The 15,908-nt window shown below is 57.4% G+C and carries 16 protein-coding genes and 1 pseudogene; 15 read left to right on the top strand and 2 right to left on the bottom strand.

What is annotated here, in order from left to right; all coding sequences use genetic code 11:
• Window positions 1-81: 81 nt before the first annotated feature.
• From Q0650_RS04195 to Q0650_RS04150, 10 genes are all read left to right on the top strand, one after another.
• Window positions 82-1,710, top strand: a complete 1,629-nt coding sequence (locus tag Q0650_RS04195; protein WP_298816231.1) for a PAS domain S-box protein — start codon at window positions 82-84, stop codon at window positions 1,708-1,710.
• Window positions 1,711-1,841: 131 nt separating this feature from the next.
• Window positions 1,842-2,882, top strand: coding sequence for a selenide, water dikinase SelD (gene selD / locus Q0650_RS04190; protein ID WP_298816229.1), 1,041 nt, complete (start codon window positions 1,842-1,844; stop codon window positions 2,880-2,882).
• A 274-nt stretch (window positions 2,883-3,156) separates the two neighbouring features.
• On the top strand, window positions 3,157-3,705 hold the full coding sequence (locus Q0650_RS04185) for a chemotaxis protein CheW (protein ID WP_298816227.1): 549 nt from the start codon (window positions 3,157-3,159) through the stop codon (window positions 3,703-3,705).
• Between the two features lie 11 nt (window positions 3,706-3,716).
• Window positions 3,717-4,106, top strand: a complete 390-nt coding sequence (locus tag Q0650_RS04180) for a PleD family two-component system response regulator (protein ID WP_298816226.1) — start codon at window positions 3,717-3,719, stop codon at window positions 4,104-4,106.
• Between the two features lie 20 nt (window positions 4,107-4,126).
• Window positions 4,127-5,986: a methyl-accepting chemotaxis protein gene (locus Q0650_RS04175; protein WP_298816224.1), complete on the top strand. Its 1,860-nt coding sequence runs from the start codon at window positions 4,127-4,129 to the stop codon at window positions 5,984-5,986.
• A gap of 59 nt (window positions 5,987-6,045) precedes the next feature.
• The gene (locus Q0650_RS04170; protein WP_298816222.1) at window positions 6,046-8,292 is read left to right on the top strand and encodes a hybrid sensor histidine kinase/response regulator; all 2,247 of its coding nucleotides are present in this window, start codon (window positions 6,046-6,048) and stop codon (window positions 8,290-8,292) included.
• Between the two features lie 8 nt (window positions 8,293-8,300).
• A complete protein-coding gene (locus tag Q0650_RS04165) occupies window positions 8,301-8,669 on the top strand; it encodes a hypothetical protein (RefSeq protein ID WP_298816220.1) in 369 nt (122 codons plus the stop codon).
• Between the two features lie 29 nt (window positions 8,670-8,698).
• Entirely contained in the window at window positions 8,699-9,175 is a 477-nt protein-coding gene (locus Q0650_RS04160; protein ID WP_298816218.1) for a chemotaxis protein CheW, read from the top strand.
• A 22-nt stretch (window positions 9,176-9,197) separates the two neighbouring features.
• Window positions 9,198-10,241 carry a chemotaxis-specific protein-glutamate methyltransferase CheB gene (gene cheB, locus Q0650_RS04155; protein ID WP_298816216.1) on the top strand — a complete coding sequence of 348 codons (1,044 nt, stop codon included), beginning with the start codon at window positions 9,198-9,200 and terminating at the stop codon, window positions 10,239-10,241.
• A gap of 34 nt (window positions 10,242-10,275) precedes the next feature.
• Window positions 10,276-11,652, top strand: coding sequence for a CheR family methyltransferase (locus Q0650_RS04150; protein ID WP_298816214.1), 1,377 nt, complete (start codon window positions 10,276-10,278; stop codon window positions 11,650-11,652).
• 50 nt (window positions 11,653-11,702) lie between these two features.
• On the opposite strand, the gene Q0650_RS04145 is transcribed toward Q0650_RS04150, so the two are convergent.
• Window positions 11,703-11,846 carry a hypothetical protein gene (locus tag Q0650_RS04145; protein ID WP_298816212.1) on the bottom strand — a complete coding sequence of 48 codons (144 nt, stop codon included), beginning with the start codon at window positions 11,844-11,846 and terminating at the stop codon, window positions 11,703-11,705.
• 193 nt (window positions 11,847-12,039) lie between these two features.
• Between Q0650_RS04145 and Q0650_RS04140 the strand changes: the two genes are divergently transcribed.
• From Q0650_RS04140 to Q0650_RS04120, 5 genes are all read left to right on the top strand, one after another.
• A complete protein-coding gene (locus Q0650_RS04140) occupies window positions 12,040-12,414 on the top strand; it encodes a 2Fe-2S iron-sulfur cluster-binding protein (RefSeq protein WP_298816210.1) in 375 nt (124 codons plus the stop codon).
• A gap of 153 nt (window positions 12,415-12,567) precedes the next feature.
• Window positions 12,568-12,993 carry a hypothetical protein gene (locus Q0650_RS04135; protein ID WP_298816208.1) on the top strand — a complete coding sequence of 142 codons (426 nt, stop codon included), beginning with the start codon at window positions 12,568-12,570 and terminating at the stop codon, window positions 12,991-12,993.
• 150 nt (window positions 12,994-13,143) lie between these two features.
• Window positions 13,144-13,587, top strand: a complete 444-nt coding sequence (locus Q0650_RS04130; protein ID WP_298816206.1) for a cytochrome c family protein — start codon at window positions 13,144-13,146, stop codon at window positions 13,585-13,587.
• Window positions 13,588-13,646: 59 nt separating this feature from the next.
• Complete coding sequence (locus Q0650_RS04125; RefSeq protein ID WP_298816204.1) at window positions 13,647-14,090, top strand: hypothetical protein; 444 nt, start codon at window positions 13,647-13,649, stop codon at window positions 14,088-14,090.
• Between the two features lie 107 nt (window positions 14,091-14,197).
• Window positions 14,198-15,622 carry a glutamine synthetase family protein gene (locus Q0650_RS04120; protein WP_298816202.1) on the top strand — a complete coding sequence of 475 codons (1,425 nt, stop codon included), beginning with the start codon at window positions 14,198-14,200 and terminating at the stop codon, window positions 15,620-15,622.
• Window positions 15,623-15,702: 80 nt separating this feature from the next.
• Here Q0650_RS04120 and Q0650_RS04115 read toward each other — a convergent pair.
• Window positions 15,703-15,908, bottom strand: a pseudogene (locus tag Q0650_RS04115) (ubiquinone biosynthesis protein UbiA); the annotation flags it as partial.

Genomic DNA, 15,908 nt, shown 5'->3' with positions numbered 1-15,908 from the left:
GTAGCGTGCGCAGAACGGGCTGCCACCGGCTGGTAGCCCGTTCTCTAATGAGATAATCGGTTTTCGTATCGGAGGTCGTCCGTGCCCGCCGACACTTCATTCACCTCCTTCGGCCACGATTCTGATCCTGCCCGCCTTTCCCGACTCTCCGCTGCGCTCGATGGCGCTTCACTCCTCGTGACGGAAGCGGATTTGCAAGGCATTATTACCTATGCTAACAGCGCTGCGCAACGCTATTTTGGCTACCTGCCAGAAGAGTGTATCGGCAAGAGCGTCCTGGAACTTACTTACCCTGACGACCGCGAACGGTTACAGCAACAGGTTATCGAGTGGGTGCAGCAGGGTCTACGCACGGCTGAAAGTGAGAATCGCATCATCCATCGCGACGGTACCGTCTTCTCGTTTCTGTGGTCGGTGACAATCCATTATGACAACCAGGGTCACGTAGCTGGATTTACCTCAATCGGTCACGATATTTCACCGCTTGTGCGGCTCCGCCAGGAACTGCGCGAAAAACGCGACATGCTCTACACCGTGATCGACAATCTGCCGGTTGGCGTCTTCTGGAAAGATAAAGAGTCGCGATTTCTCGGTTGTAATCGGCGCGTCTTGAGCGATGCCGGACTGAGCAGCTTCAACGAAATTATCGGCAAAACCGATTTCGATCTGCCATGGCACAAACAGGCGCCGGTCTACCAATACAGCGACCGAGTCATCATGAACACCGGCCCGAAATTGAATATCGAAGAGTCGCTGACACGAAGTGACGGCTCAACAATTTATGTCCGCACCGGCAAGGTTCCGCTGCAACGCGATGGCGCCATCATCGGGGTGCTCGGATTCTACGAAGATATTACCGAATTGCGTCGCCAGGAAGAGGGGCTACATACGTTTCGGTTATTGGTCGAGAATGCGCCTGACGGGATTGGCATTACCGACCCCGATTTGCGAATCACTTACGCCAACCCGGCTTTCGCAGCCTTGCTTGGCTACGACACGCTAGCCGGCAGATTGTGGCGCGATCTGATCGAACCAGCCGATCAACCATCCTTCGACACCCTTATCCGCCATGCCCGACAACACGGAATCGGGCGCACAACGTTGCGCTATCGTCATCGCGATGGCTCGACGATCACCATGCAGGTTGCGGCGCCGGTGTTGCGCAATCGCCGCGGTCATCTGATCGGCTATGCCTCGATCAACCACGACATCAGCGAACAATTGCGCGTCGAACAGGAACGACAACGGTTGGCGCTGCAAGAGCAGATCATTGAGGCGCAACAGGCGATCTTGCGCGAGCTGAGTACTCCACTGATACCGATTGCTGACGGTATCGTGGCAATGCCGCTAATCGGCGCTATTGACTCAACCCGCGCGCAACAGATCATGGAGGCGCTCCTGAACGGGGTCAGCCGCTATCAGGCCACCGTGGCGATTATCGACATTACCGGCGTCAATGTGGTTGACACCCAGGTTGCCGGCGCGCTGATCCGCACTGCCCAGGCTGCCAGTTTGCTCGGCACACAGGTCCTCTTAACCGGAATTAGCCCGGAAATTGCCCAAACGCTGGTTGGAATCGGGATCGATCTGAAGGAGATCATAACGAAAGCTACCTTGCAGGAAGGCATTGCCTATGCCTTGAAACGGCGAACCGTATCGTTCGGGTCAAATAGCAATCCGCTGCGGCTCAATACTCCACAGCGTCTATAGAATCGCGTAGCTACGGCAAGAGGGAAGGAACTGCATCGATTCGATAGTGTTCAACCCTTTGCGTCTGCGCGTTTTTGCGCTTATTATTAGCATTGATAGCTCATCATAACTTTACCACCAGGACAAGCGCGATGACCGACGAACGCGAACGCATCCGGCTAACCAATCTGGCTGCCTGCGCCGGCTGAGCAGCGAAGTTGGGGCCGGGTGCCCTGGCTTCGGTGCTGGCTGCACTGCGCGCGCCAACCCATCCCCAGGTGCTGATCGGGTTGGCCGAAAGCGATGACGCAGCAGTCTACCAGCTCAATCCCGACACGGCGCTGGTGCAGACAGTCGATTTCTTCCCGCCGATTGTCGATGACCCCTATACCTATGGCGCCATCGCTGCCGCAAATGCGCTGAGCGATGTCTACGCCATGGGAGGGAAGCCGATTCTCGCGCTCGCCATCGCTGCCTTTCCCGACGATCTCGATCAGTCCATCATCGCCGCAATTTTGCAAGGCGGCATCGACAAGGCCGCCGAGGCCGGCGCTGTTGTGGTAGGCGGCCACACCGTCACCGACCGCGAACCGAAGTACGGCTTGTGCGTGACCGGCCTGGTTCATCCGGCTCGCATCATCACCAAAGCCGGCGCTCAGCCCGGCGATCGATTATTGCTGAGCAAACCGCTCGGTACTGGTCTGATTACTACCGCGGCCAAACGAAACGCTGTCGTTGCCACTGACCTGGCAACCGCCATCTCCTCAATGCTCACGCTCAACCGCCAGATTGCCGAATTGATGTCTCGGGTTGAAGCGCATGCTGCGACCGATGTGACCGGTTACGGCTTGCTCGGTCACGCTGCGGAAATTGCCCGCCAGAGCGCAGTTGGTCTGCGCATCAACGCAACTGACGTGCCAGCCCTGCCCGGCGCGTTATCATATGCCGAAGCCGGTATGGTGCCCGGCGGTCTGCGACGCAACCTCGACCATGCTGCCGCATACACCTCTTTCGCCCCTACCATCTCGCCCGCGCATCAGCTACTCCTGGCCGATCCGCAGACTTCGGGCGGCCTGCTCATTGCAGTGCCGCCGACGGCGGCTACGGCGCTGCGGGACCTTTGTGTCGCCGCTGGCCAGCCGATCTGGGAGATTGGCGAAGTGATCGCCGGCACAGGTATCACAATTACCTGAATATTTAGACATTGACTTCTCCAGTAACATGTTCGTAACAACCACGCAGTAGCATAGTTGACAGAAAAGTCATTATTTGATACGCATCCACAACTCGCCAACAACGGATAACGCGCGATAATAGAAGTTACAAACAATATATTCCTCTCGATTGACGCCGGTCATTCAGATTGAAAATCTGTCATCGATAAGGAGACAAACTCTAGCTCAATTCCAATACCCATCACAGCGCACAAGTCTTCTGCATTCGTAGCAACTGGCAATGAGGCCATCTATGGATCTCATCGATCTGCTTTCCAACCCTGACACCCGCGAGATCCTCCGCGAACGCGCCCGCGCGCTCGCCGGTCGCGATCAAAACGCCACTGCCGCCATTGGCGAACTCTTCCTGCAATTCTCGCTCGGCGACGAACGTTATAGTCTACCTGCCGCCGCCACCCGTGAAGTGCTCCGTTTCGAGTCAATCGCGCCACTGCCGGCAGTACCACCCGCCGTTCTGGGCCTGATTAACGTGCGCGGGCGACTGGTCGTCTGCCTTGACATCCGGCCACTACTCGGATTGGCGCCGACAATGCCCAATCCTTCAATGCATTTGCTCATCGTCAGCGATGGCGCAATCGAAGCGGCGCTCCTGGTCGATCAGGTGCTGGCGGTACAGCCCCAAACACCAACCCTCTTGCCAACGCCGTCGTCCATTGCCGGCCACGGCGTCCATTGGGTGCTCGGCGTTGATGAGCAGTTGTCCATTCATCTCGATCCCACCGGACTGTTACATGACCCGCGCCTGGCTGTGGACTCTGCCGATGAACCGACTCATCCGTAGGAGGAGCGCTTATGAATTGTCCCGACATTCTGCTCATTGAAGATAGCCCAAGTCAGGCACTCAACTTTCGCCTTATGCTCGAGCAGGCCGGTTATCGGGTGCAGATTGCGGACAATGGCCTTGATGGTTGGCGCGCTGCCTGCGCGTTGCGTCCACATCTCATCTTGCTCGATATTGATCTGCCGATGCTCGACGGTTTTCAAGTCCTCGACCGGCTGAAACGAGATCGCGCCACTCGTCACATCCCGGTTGTCATGCTTTCACACCGCGATCAGATCACCAGCGTGGAAAAAGCGCTGGCGCTCGGCGCTGACGATTACCTCTTCAAAGATGACGTGGCTCTGGAATTGCACAACGTCGTAGCCCAGGCAATTGCCCTGGCCGATGCCAATCAGGCATAAGTATCGAGAAGGAGCCGGCTATGGCCTTCCTCAATTCAATCAGTCTGCGCAATAAAATCCTGCTTATTGTCAGTCTCATCCTGATCGGAATGATCTTCGTCGCAGTTGCGGCATTCCAGGCGCTCCAGACTGCGCAAGAGCGCGAACAAGAGTTGCAAAAAACATATGCAGTGATTCAACATACTTATCAGATGGAAGCCAGCCTGCACATGATGGAATCGGGCGAGCGCGGCTTTCTGATCACGGGCGATCCGACCTTCCTTGACAAATATGAAAGTGGGCAGAAGCAGTACAACGATCTGCTGGCCGAGTTACGCGACATCGTTCCAGATCAGACCATTGGTTATCAGTTGATTAACGAAATCGACGATGAAGTGACATTATGGAAAGCTGAAGCTGCCCAACCATTGATTGAGCTGCGCTATGCCGTGATCCGCGGTGAAGCCTCGATTGACCAGGTGATTCAGATGGTGGCCAGCCGGATCGGTCGCAACCGATTCATCCGCATTAGCGACCTGATGAAACAACTGGTCAGTTTCGAACAGGATCTGCTCGATGAAATGCTGGCGGAGTCGGCAAATGCAACGAGTAATCTACAAATGGTATTGATTGGCGGCACATTTGCAGCTATCACGCTGGGCACCTTGCTCACACTGTTTATTGCGGGCAGCATTGATCGACGGCTGGGGATGGTGACCGGCGCCGCGATGCAGATGGCAAACGGCAAGATCAGCGAACACTATCACCTCCCTGACGGGAAAGATGAAGTTGGTCGGCTGGCAGTCGCTTTCAGCCAGATGGCCAGCACCATCCGCAATCAGTTGGAAGAACAACGACGCGCCAATGAGGAATTGCGCGCCGCCAGTGCCACCAAAATCGCCAAAGAGTATCTCGAACAGGTGGTGCGTGACTATAGTGCGTTTGCAGCCGAAGTGGCCCGCGGCAATCTCACCGTTCGCCTCCCGGTCGCGAACAATAACGACGATCTCGCTCTCCTCGGCCAGCAACTGAATACCATGGTCGAAGGTTTGCGCGCAATTGCGGCTCAGGTTCAGCACGCCAATGCCGATATTGCCACCGCCGCCGCCGAGATTTTGGCCGCTACCACGCAACAGGCCTCGTCTGCTGCCGAGCAATCAGCGGCGCTAACGCAGACCGCAACCACGATTGATGAGGTCAAGGCCATCTCAGTGCAGACAGCCAAACAGGCCACCCAGGTCGCCAACGACAGCCAAACTGCGCTTGAGATTGCCCGCCAGGGCGCGCAGGCAGTTGAGGATACGATTAATGGCATGAATCAAATTCGTTCGCGCGTCGAGACAATTGCCCAGACCATCCTTGGCCTGGCCGAACAGACGCAGGCTATCGGCGTGATTATGACCACCGTGAGCGAACTGGCCGATCAGAGCAATTTACTGGCCCTGAATGCCGCCATCGAAGCGGCGCGAGCAGGCGAGCAAGGACGCAGCTTCGCTGTCGTTGCTCAACACGTGCGCGAGCTGGCAGAACGCTCGAAGGCGGCTGCGCAGCAGGTGCGCGATATTCTGGCCGAGATTCAGAAGGCCACCAATGCGGCAGTGATGGTCACCGAGGAGGGCGCTAAAGGGGTTGAACAAGGTGTTACCCTGGCCGCGCAGGCCGGACGGATCATTCATCGCATCGCCAGCGAGGTCGAAAGCGGCGCCCAGGCGAACATCCAGATGGCCGCCGCAGCCCAGCAACAGATGGTCGGTATGGAGCAGATCGGTCAGGCTATGACGAACATTCAGCAAGCTACAACTCAGGCGCTGGCTTCGACCCGGCAGGCTGAACGCGCCGCCCAAGACCTGCATATCCTGGCGCAGAAGTTGCAGCAGACAGTGGCCTCTTACCGGCTCTGAAAGCGCAAACGGCTATCGCCATTGCTTGAGGAATTCTATTGCGCCGAGGCGAGGATGCTATGCTCTCTCCTGACGACATCCAATCGCAAGTGCTGGCCGTCTTCCGGGCTGAGCAGGCCGAACATCGTCAAGCGATTGCCGATATTCTGCTTGACCTGGAACGCCAGCCGGATCATCCGCAGCGGCGTGAGATGATCGACCGCCTGTTTCGCGCTGCCCATAGTCTGAAAGGTGGCGCGCGCGCCGCCGGCGTGGCAACGGTGGAACAGCTTGCCCATCAGGTAGAAAATATTTTTGCCGCCTTGCGTCAAAATCAGCTCACCCTCAGTCCAGACATCTGCGATGTGATCTACCAATCGCTCGATCTGATCGGCGAGTTGATGAATCAGGCCGTGCCGGGCAACATTGCCGACGAAGCGGCCTTCGCAGCAATGCTGGCACAGTTGTCAGCCATTGTTCAATCGCCTGCCCCCGCCACTACTGTTCCGCCGACCACACCTGCGCGCGCCGTCAGCGATAGCACAACCGGCGCCGCAACCACTGATATGAGCGTTCGCGTCGAAGTGAGCGTGCTTGATCACCTGATGCACGAGGCCGGTGAATTGCTCACCTGCACGTTGCGTTCACGCCAGTTGGCGCGCGATTTACACGATCTGGCGCCGCTCACTGAGCGCTGGCGGCGAGCCTGGCGCAAAGCCCGACCACTACTGCGAACGGACTCGCGTCGCGGTTCGTCGCGCAGTGTTATCGATGACCAGCAAGCGCTGCTAACAACACTGGAACTGGCAAATGAGCTTATTGATACTCTGCAAACGAAGGTTGCCCAACTGGCGACGCGCGCGCGCGAAGATCACGACCGCCTGGCCGCAATTAGCGCGCGCTTGCAGGCGCAGATTCAGCAAACCCGGATGGCGCCACTGACCGAAATTATTGGCCCGTTGCGCCTGCACGTGCGCGAACTGGCCCGCAGCGCAGGCAAGCAGGTTGAATTCGTCATCGATGACGGCGGCGCTGAAGCCGATCGGCAAGTGCTCGATAAAGTGCGGATGATTTGCCTCCATCTGCTGCGCAACGCCGTTGATCACGGGATCGAATTACCCGCCGAACGCGAAGCAGCCGGCAAAGCGCCAACAGGTTTGATCAAGCTGACAGCGCGCGCCACTGCCGATCGACTGAACCTGAGTGTCAGCGATGATGGCGCCGGTATCGATCCGGCCCGGATCTGGCAGCAGGCGCTTGCTTCCGGCATTGTCAGCGCCCGCGACACCGATCGCGCTGATGATCATGCGGCGCTTGATCTCATCTTTATGCCCGGTTTCTCGACCAAGACTAGCGTAAGTTCTCTTTCAGGCCGCGGCGTCGGTCTTGATGTTGTGCGCACAACGGTTGAACGGATGGGTGGGCAGGTGACTGTCACCTCCACTCCTGGGCAAGGCACTACCTTCAATCTCAGCCTGCCGCTGACCTTGCAACGTTCGCACGGCCTGCTCGTGAAAGTTGCCGGGCACACCTTTGCGCTGCCACTGGATAGCATGCAGCGGATTGTTCAGGCTCGTCGCGACCATATCCGCGCGCTGGAAGGTCGCACTGCGTTGCTGGTCGAAGGTCGGCCCTTGCCCTTGATTGCGCTCGGTCAGCTTCTAGGATTGAAAACACCGACTGCCATTGACCTGGATACGCCATCGCCAGCGATTCTGCTCGGCGTTAACGAACGCCGTGTCGCGTTCCTGGTTGATGCCGTCAGCGAGGAACTAGAGCTGGTTGTTCATCGTCTGCCGCTCCCATTGCAGCGAGTGCGATTTGTGAGTGGTGCTGCCATTCTGGCCGATGGCAGTGTTGCTCCCATTCTCGATTCGGTTGATTTATTGCGCGCCGCAATGACCTCATCGCAGCATCTGCTACCCCCTGATCGTCCGGTCGAGCCACGCCGAACACCCACGATCCTGGTAGTTGACGACTCAATTACCACTCGCACCCTTGAAAAGAATATTCTCGAGTCGGCGGGGTATCACGTTGTTCTTGCCACCAATGGCCAGGAGGCGCTTGAGCGTCTGCGCGCTTTGCGCGATCAGCAAGGGTGCCAGCTTGTGCTGAGCGATGTAGATATGCCACGCATTAACGGTTTTGAGCTGACCGAGCGGATTCGCTCGGATCCGCATCTCCGCGCTATACCGGTAGTCCTGGTCACATCACTTGATAATCCAACCGATCGCGAGCGGGGTCTAGCCGCTGGCGCCGATGCATACATCGTGAAGCGAGCGTTTGATCAACAGGCGCTGCTGGCAACAATTGAGCGTTTACTCTGAGATGCGTTATGAAACATGTGCCGCCCCAACAACTCATCATCAGCACGGAAGCTGACCTGATTCAGCTTCGGCAGGCGCTACGTCAGAGTGCGCGAGCGATGGAACTGCCGCCAGCGCAACAGGCTCGCATTACCGCTGCGGTCAGTGAAGTGGCGCGCGCATTGATCCATCACTGCTACGCCAGCGCTATCGTGATCCACTGCGATGATAGAGATGTTCACCATCCTCTCGTTGTCGAATGTGAGTCAGAACGTGAAGCGTACCAGCACATTGCCCGCCAGGAACCTGTGCAAACAGCGTTTTCCCTCGTTGATGAGACAAATGTCACTTCTTCGCCACAAGGTCACCTGGTCACGATGAAATTCCGCACCGTTTAGCGCGTCAATCTCAGATACGAGTGAGTATTATGACAACCTCCATTTTTGTCACCTTTCAAGTTGGTCGGCAAACCTTTGCGCTACCTCTGACAGCCGTGCAGCAGATCGCGCGGTTGCCTGAGCTAACCCCAATTGCTGGCGCGCCACCGATCATTGCTGGCCTGCTCGATCTGCGCGGTACCCTCATCCCGGTGTTGATCGGGCATCGGCTGCTTGACCAGCCATTGAGCATCAGTTTGCAGAGCATGGTGATGGTACTCAGCATTGATACCGACCAGCCTCAACTGGGATTGCTGGTTGATGGGGTGTATGGCGTCCAGCAAATCTCGTCTGACAATATTACGCCACTCACCTTTGGCACTGATCTGCTGAAGGCTTCCTTTCGCACTCCCGAAGGGATTGTTCCGGTGTTGGATCCCCCGGCGTTGCTTGCATACCTCGACAACACTACCACGACTGTCTATACTCATCATGTCGGTTCTGATTATCGTCACATCAACTCCTGATGTGGCCAGGGTAGTGCGCATCATGAGCGACCGTCGCGATCCCATTCGGGTTTTGTTAGTCGAAGACTCGCCCAGTCAGCTTACATTACTGCGTTCGTATATCGAAGCAACGCCAGACCTGATAGTTGCCGGCACCGCGATGAACGGACACGAGGCCGTGCAATCAACCATTCGCTTGCGCCCAAACGTGGTTGCGATGGATATTCATCTGCCAGTATTTGATGGCTACGAAGCAACCCGCCAGATTATGCAGCAACGACCGACGCCGATTGTGCTCTTCAGCGCCAGCGCCGGCAATGCCGAACAACGCGCAATGGCAGCGCTGGCCGCCGGCGCGCTGGCTGTGGTGCGCAAACCGATAGCGTCGACCGATCCGACCAGCGCCACCGACCGCGAACACTTTATCCGCACCTTGCGCCTCATGTCAGGAGTCAAAGTCGTTACCCGTCATCCTCCACGTTCAACACCGGTGGCGATCAAACGCGAACCAGGTTCACATTATCAACTACTGGCAATTGCGGCTTCAACTGGCGGACCGGCGGCGTTGCAATCGGTATTGACCGATCTTGGCGCCAGCGTGCCTGCCCCGATTGTGATTGCCCAACACGTAGCCAGCGGATTCGTGCCGGCAATGGCCGGCTGGCTGGGGAGCGTTATCCCTCAGCCGGTTCACGTGATCAATCGCGAAACAGCGCTCCAAACCGGTCACGTGTACCTGCCAGCCGATGGCCTGCATCTCGTCATTACCCAACGCGGTAGCGCCGGTGTGCTACCTGCTGGCGAAGCCGATCGCTATTGCCCTAGCGCCGATCACCTGTTTGAAAGCGTGGCCAGACATTACGGCGCAAGCGCGATTGGCGTTATCTTGACCGGCATGGGCGAAGATGGCGCGCATGGACTCGCTGCGCTGGCAGCGGCTGGCAGCCCAACTTTCGGCCAGGATGAAGCTTCGTGCGTCGTCTACGGTATGCCTAAAGCGGCCAAAGCGCTTGGCGCCGTGCGGCACGAGCTTCCGCTCGAACGATTAGGGCTATCAATTGCTGCGCTGCTTGGATCGCCACGGTAAGAATCGTTTCAGCGCCAGGTATGAGGGAGCGACTATGAATGTCATCACAGAAGAGCTTTATGACCGCTTTGCCACGCTCATCCGCGAGCGCGCTGGCCTGCACTATCCAGAGCAGCGCCGCGCTGACCTGATCTATGGATTACAGCGCGCGGCCCAGCACTTTGGCATTAGCGATCCTTGCAAGCTCTTCTCGCTGATAGAACGCTACCCTGCGGCCTGGGATGAATTGATCGCCGAGCTGACTATTGGCGAAACTTATTTCTTTCGCAACGCAGCCCAATTTGCCGCCCTGCGTGAAATCATTCTGCCTGACCTGATCCAGCGCCGTTCCATGGTGCGCTATCTGCGCGTCTGGAGCGCAGGCTGCGCTACCGGTGAAGAGCCTTACTCCATTGCCATCACCCTCCGCGAGCAATTGCCATCCGATCCGCCCTGGCAGATCAGCATTCTCGCTACCGACATCAACCGGCATTTTCTCGCCCGTGCGCGCGAAGCCTGTTTCGGAAACTGGTCGTTTCGTGAAACTCCGCCGGAGGTGCGCGACCGCTACTTTGTGCCGGTAGGAGGGCAATGGCAGTTGCGACGCGAGATTCGAGCCGATGTGACCTTCGCTCAGCTCAATCTGGTCGAACCGGTCTACCCCTCGCCGCAATTGGGTATCATCGCCTTCGATATTATCTTTTGTCGCAACGTTATGATCTATTTTGACGAAGCGACAACCCGTCAGGTCGTCCAACGCCTCTACGACTCACTCATTCCTGGCGGCTGGCTGGTGGTCGGGCACGCCGAGCCAAACGTTGAACTGTACCGCCAGTTTGAAACTCACAACGCTCCTGGCACTGTGCTCTACCGCAAACCTTTATCGGCAGCGCCTTTTGCGCCCGCGTCAGCGCTGCCATCATCCCTTGAACCAACGCCAGCGCCATTGGCAACACCGCCGCCTGCTCCGCCAAAGCCCGCCCCATCGCGCGCCAGCGCGCCGCCAGCCCCAGTTACAGCTCCGGCGGAGTCGCCCGAAGATTTCCTGCGCGCGGCCCAAACTGCCGCCGACCAGGGTGACTGGAATACCGCCGAGAGCATTTTGCGAGCGCTGCTGAAGGCATACCCGCTCTTTGCTCCGGCTTACTACCTCCAGGCCCAGATAGCCGAACATCACGGTGACTTTGAAACCGCATTGGCCGATTATCGCCGTAGCGTCTATCTGAACCCACAGTTCATCATGGGGTATGTCGGGATGGCAAATGTCGCAGCGCGGCTCAAACAACCCGATACTGCTCGTCGCTCTTCACAGCGAGCGCTCAGACTGATCGAACAACTACCAGACGATCAAATCATTGATAGCCATAGCGCCGCCAATGCTGCCGAGCTGCGCGCGTATTTGAATCACCTGCTTCAGCAGCTCAATCGCTGAAGCCATAACCTGACCGCGAGCAGCGGTGATCGGTCAGCGCCGCCTCAAGCTCACCGATACGCGCGCAGACCGGCTTTTGCCACGACTGCGTATGGCCGGGCGTAAGAGGCAAGGCGGTGACGTATCTCCGGGCTTGAAGCGGCGAAGCGTTGCAACTGACGAGTCTGCTCTTGTTCACTACGGAGTTCATGCACTGCGATTGATCCAGGCCATCGCGCAGACCACGGAAGGGCTGTCTACCCTCGTCGCTTTCGCCTGTCCATTCGCTCATCGCCTCAACACCGCAATCCGATTTGCGCCTGCAATGCCAACGATTGACGTGATCACGTTCTGATGGTAGTTTGAATATACACTACTATCGTTTTCTGAAAAGCTGGTGGAGGTAGTATGCCCACTGTTACGATTGGTGACCGTTCGATTGAGGTTGCCGCCAACACGAGGCTGGTGCTGGCAATCGAGCAGGCCGGAATCGCGATTGGACACCGCTGCGGTGGTTATGCGCGCTGCACGACCTGCCGGGTTAAGTTTGCCGCTGGCGAGCCAGATGAGATGACGGCGGCTGAATATGCAAAGCTCCAAGAGCGTAATCTGCTGGGTGAATACCGTCTCGCCTGTCAAATTGTATGTAACCATGATATGACCATCGCCGAGGTGGCGATGACGCTCGAAAATCAAGGTTGGAGCGATACCGGCCCCACTCCTGAGCCAACCGTCACACCCGATCCGACAACTCACCCCCGATCGACCTTTACCCACAGTTAGATTGGCGCCAGGCGCAAGATTTGCGTGTCATCACCAATCTTGCGCCTCATAGTTGCGCCTTTGCAATTGTCTGGTCACTTCTTCACCGGCATTTCCTCCAGAGTCTGATGTTGAACTCTTGACATCCTGAGCGCCGCTCGCTAGGATAATGCTGTGAAAAACAGCACGATCTTTCGCATGAACCGGCTGCTCCGGCAATTGAATCTCTTGCGCAACCGGGGTTTACATGCCCTAACCATCCTTGTTGTTCTCGAACTGGCTCTGCTCAGTCCACTAAGCTGTGTGCTGCATTGTCTGATTCAGGAGTGGTTGATAAGCCAGTCCGCCACCAATTACTTCTTATGCGTTCTGCATCCCGGCGCGACCACCGACCAGACCGCCACTGAACCAACGCCGATCGAAACGGCACGGCCGCGCGCTATATATGAATCATTGCCGCCTCTCGCGCTGGCTCTTTTGGCTATCGTGCCGCTAATCCTGCTCGTTATCATTATCCCTCAATCACGACCACCGACTTGCGACCTATCGCCACCGACGCCACCGCCACGCGCTCACTCCTTGCGTTTCTCTCTCACCTGACGCCGACCGACTGCCACCCATACGCAGAGTCGGCGGCAAGCCCAAATCAACCGTCCTGGTCAACAGGAATGGCCTGCCCGGTTTGCAGAAATGATGATGTCTGCGCATGAGCGCAGGTGATAGATTTAGCTATCCGCAAGGAGCACACTTATGACGCACTGGACTGCAAAGATCTTCGGGTTGTTGTTGATCGTGTTCATCGCGCTGCTCTCTGCCTGTGGCAGCAATCGCAATAACGCCTCTTCCGGTCCCGCTACCGAGCTACCAGCAGCTCTTGCCGATACATCAATTTCAGCGCAAGGCGATGCTACTCGTGGCAAAGATCTCTTCGGGCCATGCGCAGCCTGCCACACCACGAACCGAGAAGTGCTAGTCGGGCCAGGCTTAGCTGGCCTCTTCAGCGCCAAAGGGCCGGTATTGCCCAAAGGTGTTGATTACAATGGTTTGCTGCCAAATGGTAAAGAGCGGAGCGAAGCAAACGTCGCTGAATGGATCCGCACCGGTGGCACCGGACGTATCGGCTACATGCCACCCCACAATCTCACCGACCAGGAGATGGCTGATTTGATGGCGTATCTGCGCACACTGAAATAGATTGCGTTGCCGGCAAGAGCGTCATCTGGCTCTTGCCGGCACGCCAAAGGCACGCCGTCATGCGAACAAGTTACCTGCTTTGCTACTGGTGCTGCGCGCTCAGCGTCATCGCCAGCGTTGCCCTTTTGCCACTTGACCACGCGCTACCGGCTCGGATTGCGCGCGGCCTGATGGCAGTCACGCGGCCATATCGCATGCCCACCGCAGCCATTTACGACCTGCTTGCTGCAATCGAACGCAATAACCCGTCGGAACTGACTGACTTTGCCGATCGGATGCAAACGCCGGCTTCACTCCACATCCTGATCGCCGAACGGCAACTCGCCCGGCATCAACCCAATCTGGCGTTGGGGCCATACCGCGCGCCAGACTGGCCGATGCCCGGCGCCCGACTGACCATTCCCCTGCGCTTTACCTGTCATCACCGCGCAAATCGGCTTGAAGTTGTGGTCAGATTCACGCTATCAGGCTGGCAGATCGACGAAATCCGTCTACCAGGCTAACTCTGCGCCACATCTGTATCATTCACCAAATCAACAGCGGTTGTTGCTCATCCGGGTATAATACCCCTCAACAATTTATCGACTTCGTAGCATGAAGGAATCCAACTATGACCGAGCTGCGCGATTTTCTCGAAATTCCCTACGAGCAACTTGAGGAACTAAACCTGAGTGTCAAGCGCCAGCGCCTGGCCCGCGTCTCGCCCGACGTGATGCGCGAGGAACGCATGCGCTACCTGACCGACGAGCGTCGGATCAAGGCCGTCACCGTCTGTTTTACCGACCTCGAAGGTCGCCTGCACATGCTCGATTACGACAAGAAGTTTTTGCTATCATCCGCCGACAATCTCACTTTCGATGGCTCATCAGTGCGTGGCTTCTCAGTGCAGGCCGAGTCGGATCTGCGCCTCGCCATTGACTGGTCGGCCTTCTACTGGTTGCCAGCAGACATCTTCGGCCCGGGCAAAGTGCTGGTCTTCGGGTATGTGCTGAACCAGGACGGCACCCCATACGAAGCCGACCTGCGCGGTCGGTTACATCGCTACGCGCATGAGCTGTACCAGCGCGACGGCCTCACCTGCAACATCGCTACCGAAATTGAAGGGTTTCTCTTCAAGGGTCGCAATGCCGAGCAGCGCTTCCGCGAGACGGGTGAATTCACGATGGTCAGCACCGGCGGCTATTACCACTCGCTCCCCGGCGATCCGCTGCGCCAGTTCATCGACATGGCGGCTGAAGCGCAACGGGCAATGGGGTTCGAAAACGAGAAGGATCACCCCGAAGTAGCGCCATCGCAGTTCGAGATGAACTACAGCTACACCGAAGCCACCATTGCCGCCGACCAGATTCTGCTCTACAAGCTGATCTGTCGCCAGATTGCCAGCAAGCTTGATATGACTGCCAGCTTCCTGCCCAAGCCGGTCACCGGCGTGAACGGCAATGGCATGCACACCAACATCTCGCTTTCGCGACAGGGAGTGAATCTCTTCTACGATGCCAACGGCCCTGAGCGCCTATCAGAGCTGGCCTGGAGCTTTATCGACCGGATCTTGAACAATGCTCAAGATCTCTGTCTGATCCTGAACTCAAGCGTCAACGCTTACCGTCGGCTTGATCCACACTTCGAGGCTCCCAACCAGATCAAGGCTTCACCGACCGATCGCGGCTCAATGGTTCGCATCCCCATCGGCAATGCCCGCTCGGCCCGCATTGAAGTACGCTCGATTGCGCCCGATGCCAACCCCTATCTGGCGATCTATGCCCTCTTGCGCACCGGTCTTGAAGGGCCACTCCCTACCACCGATGTGCGCAATGGCACGGCTACCCTGCCTGACAACATCTACGACGCGATTACCAATTTCCGCCAGAGCGCATGGATCACTGCCCTGCTCGGCGAAGAGGTACAGACGCGCTTCGCCGATCTGAAGACGACGGTTGCCGATCGCTGTCCGCGCAAACTCGGCACCTTGATCAAGCGCGCAGAAGTGCAGTTCCACCACGAGGTCACCAACCAGTATCTGTGGAGTCGGTTCTAAGCGCTGCGCAACCTGCTAATGGTGTTGGGGCACAGGAAAACACTGTGCCCCAAATGATTGGCTGGTGAACGGATCTAGCTTTAGAGCACGACAATAGCGGCAGCCAGTAGAAAACAGTACCAGTAGGTGTAAATCATGTAGGATGTGTGATCGGCAGCCGGATGCCGCAGCCAAAATACGCGCGCGGCAATCACCAGACTCAGGATCAACAGAAGGATGTCGAAGAGTATCGCTCCTGGATGCTGACCTGCTGGCGCAAAGAGCGCGCCGTGGGTGAGCAATGGTA

The sequence above is a fragment of the uncultured Chloroflexus sp. genome (assembly GCF_937129525.1).
Classification (GTDB): domain Bacteria; phylum Chloroflexota; class Chloroflexia; order Chloroflexales; family Chloroflexaceae; genus Chloroflexus.
The sequence above is the reverse complement of the archived record's forward strand: the minus strand, read 5'-3'. Positions and strand labels throughout refer to the sequence as shown.